We start from the raw sequence: 2,937 nt of genomic DNA on the forward strand, positions 1-2,937 counted from the left end.
GCTCCACGGCTTCCGGTACGTGGTACGCGCAGGAGTCAGGCTGAAGCTGGTGAAGGAACCACAGCCGCTGCTGGGCGGAGGAGACGACAGGCGGCGTGCCTTGCGCAAGCGGCGAGGGCGCCGGAAGAGGAGGCAGCCCCGCCGAGCGCAGCTTCTCCAACTCGCGCGCCAGTCCGGCCACGGTGGGAGACGCGAACAGCGCCGCCAGCGGCAACTCCACCCCAAACGCCTGCCGCACCCGCGCCACCAGCCGCGTCGCGCTCAGCGAGTGCCCTCCCAGGTGGAAGAAGTCAGCCTCGGGAGAGACCTCCTCCACGCCCAGCACCTCGGCGAAGAGCTCCGCCAGGAGCGCCTCCCTCGGCGAAGCGTGGCGGCGTGCACCCGCGGCCCGGGGCGTCGCCTCCGTGGGCGCCGGCAGTGCCTTGCGGTCCACCTTCCCATTGGGTCCCAGCGGCAGCGCGTCGAGCAGGACGACGCGCGACGGCACCATGTACGCCGGCAGCCGGAGCGCCAACGCCTCCAGCACCTGCTCCTCACTCACGCCGGGCCGGGAGGCCACCACCCAGGCCACCAGCACCGCGTCTCCCGGCCGCCGCTCACGCGCCATCACCACGGCCGAGCGCACCTCGGGCAGCAGCTCCAGCGAGGCCTCGATTTCCGCCAGCTCGATGCGGAAGCCGCGCACCTTCACCTGGAAGTCGGCGCGCGCCAGGAACTCCAGTACGCCGTCGGGCAGCCGCCGTCCCAGGTCGCCCGTGCGGTACATGCGCGCGCCGGGGACGCCGGAGTAGGGGTCCGGCACGAAGCGCTCGGCGGTGAGCTCGGGACGGCGGAGGTAGCCGCGGCCCACGCCCACGCCGCCCACGTACAGCTCGCCCACCACGCCCAGGGGAACGGGTCGCAGCGCCTCGTCGAGCACGTACACGTCCAGGTTGGGAACGGGCCGGCCAATGGGCGTGGTGGCCCGCTCCGGAGGCGCGTGCATCGGGTGCACCGTGACGTCGTCCGAGCACTCAGCCGGTCCATACGCGTTGATGAGCGGCACGCGCGGGTAGTGGGAGAACCACGCGCGGCACACGGCGGGAGGCAGCGCCTCGCCCGTGGGAATCATCCACCGCAGGCACTGGAACGAGGGCGCCTTCTCCGGCGCGCCATCCTCCAGCATGGACTGGATGACGCCCGGCACCAGCTCGGCGATGGTGGCTCCGGTGGCCTCCAGCGCGGCGGCCAGGCGCAGCGGCTCCTGAACCACCGCGTCGTCGAAGACGTACGTGGTGCCGCCGAAGGTGAGCGCGCCCAGCATCTGCCACACGGAGATGTCGAAGCTCACCGCCGCCGTCTGGGCGACGATGTCGTCCTCGCAGAGGCCCAGCACCTCCTTCAGGCCGAGGATGTGATTGAGCATGCCCCGGTGGTCGATCATCACCCCCTTGGGGACGCCCGTGGAGCCGGAGGTGAAGAGCACATACGCGAGGTGCTCCGGCCCGGCCCGGCGGGGCAGCGGTCCGTCACCCGTGGACTCGCTGCAATCGAGCGACAGGATGCGCGGGCGTGCCTCCTCGGGCACTTCGGCCAGGGCCTGCTCCATCAGCGCGCCGGCGCCGCCGAGCGCGAGTACGAAGGGAGCGCGGCTCTCGATGAGCAGCCGAGCCACGCGGGCGGAGGGCAGCCGCTCGTCGATGGGCAGGTAGGCGCCGCCCGCCCTATGCACGGAGACGATGGCGCGCACCATGGCCTCGGTGCGCGGGCCCACGAGGGCGACCACCTGCTCCGGGCCGACTCCCTGGGCCGCGAGCCGCCGCGCGTCGCGCGAGGTGACGGCCTCCAGCTCCGCGTACGTCCACTGGCCGCCTTCGTAGGCCAGGGCCACGCGATGGGGCGCACGCTGAGCCCACTCGGCGAAGAGCTCATGCGCGCACTGCCCGAGCGCATATTCCCGGCGCGTCGGCGTGTCGCCGCGCAGGGCGAGCTGGTGCTCGGCGTCGGAGAGCAGGGGCAGGGCCTGGAGTTGCGTGTCGGGAGCGTCGAGCGCGGAGGAGAGGAGCCGGACGTAGTGGCCCAGCATGCGCTCCACCGTGGCCGCGTCGAACAGCTCCGAGCGGTACTCCATCACCAGCTCGTAGCCCGCCGCGTCTTCATTGGCGATGAGCGTCAGGTCGAACTTGCTCGCCGAGGGCACGACGTGGAGCGCGCGCGCCTCCAATCCCGACAGCGCATGGGCCAGCGAGTGCTCCACCCGATTCAGGTCGAACATCACCTGGAAGAGGGGAGAGAGGCTGGGGCTGCGAGGCAGGTCGAGCGAGTGGACGAGGCGCTCGAAGGGGACGTCCTGGTGGGCGAAGGCGTCGAGGGCTGTGGAGCGCACGGCCGCCAGCAGGGAGGAGAAGGGCAGAGAGGGGGAGAGGTGGGTGCGGAGGACGACGGTGTTGACGAAGAGGCCGACGACGGAGTCGGTGGCGGGGTGTGGGCGAGAGGCGACGGGAGTGCCGACGCAGAGTTGGAGCTGGCCGCAGTAGCGGTGGAGGAGTGCGGCGAAGGCGGCGTAGAGCGCCATGAAGGGAGTGACGTGGTGCTGGCGGCACACCTCGCGAAGGCGCAGGGAGACGGAAGGGGGCAGGCGCAGGGGAGGGGAGAAGCCGCCGGCGTCGGAGAGGACGGCGGGGCGGGGCCTGTCGGTGGGAAGCTGCAACAACGAGGGGGCGTCGTGCAGGTGCTGGCGCCACCAGTGCAGTTGGGCCTCCTCGCGCGCCCGCACGGCGGGGGACTGCTGCCAGGCGGCGACGTCGGCGTAGCCCAGGCGCACCGGAGGCAGGGAAGGAGACTGGCCGCGGGAGAGGGCCGTCCAGGCTTCCCCCAGCTCGCGCATGAGGACGTCGAGGGAGAGGCCGTCCACCAGCAGGTGATGGAAGACGAGCAGCAGCACGTGGTGCTGGGCAG

The 2,937-nt window shown here is 72.2% G+C and carries 1 protein-coding gene; it reads right to left on the reverse strand.

The window, feature by feature from the left end; translation table 11 throughout:
- Positions 1-2,937, reverse strand: a 2,937-nt coding sequence (locus tag G4D86_RS51505) for a non-ribosomal peptide synthetase (RefSeq protein WP_164003066.1), incomplete at both ends; no start/stop codon positions are given.

The organism is Pyxidicoccus caerfyrddinensis, from assembly GCF_010894405.1.
Classification (GTDB): domain Bacteria; phylum Myxococcota; class Myxococcia; order Myxococcales; family Myxococcaceae; genus Myxococcus; species Myxococcus caerfyrddinensis.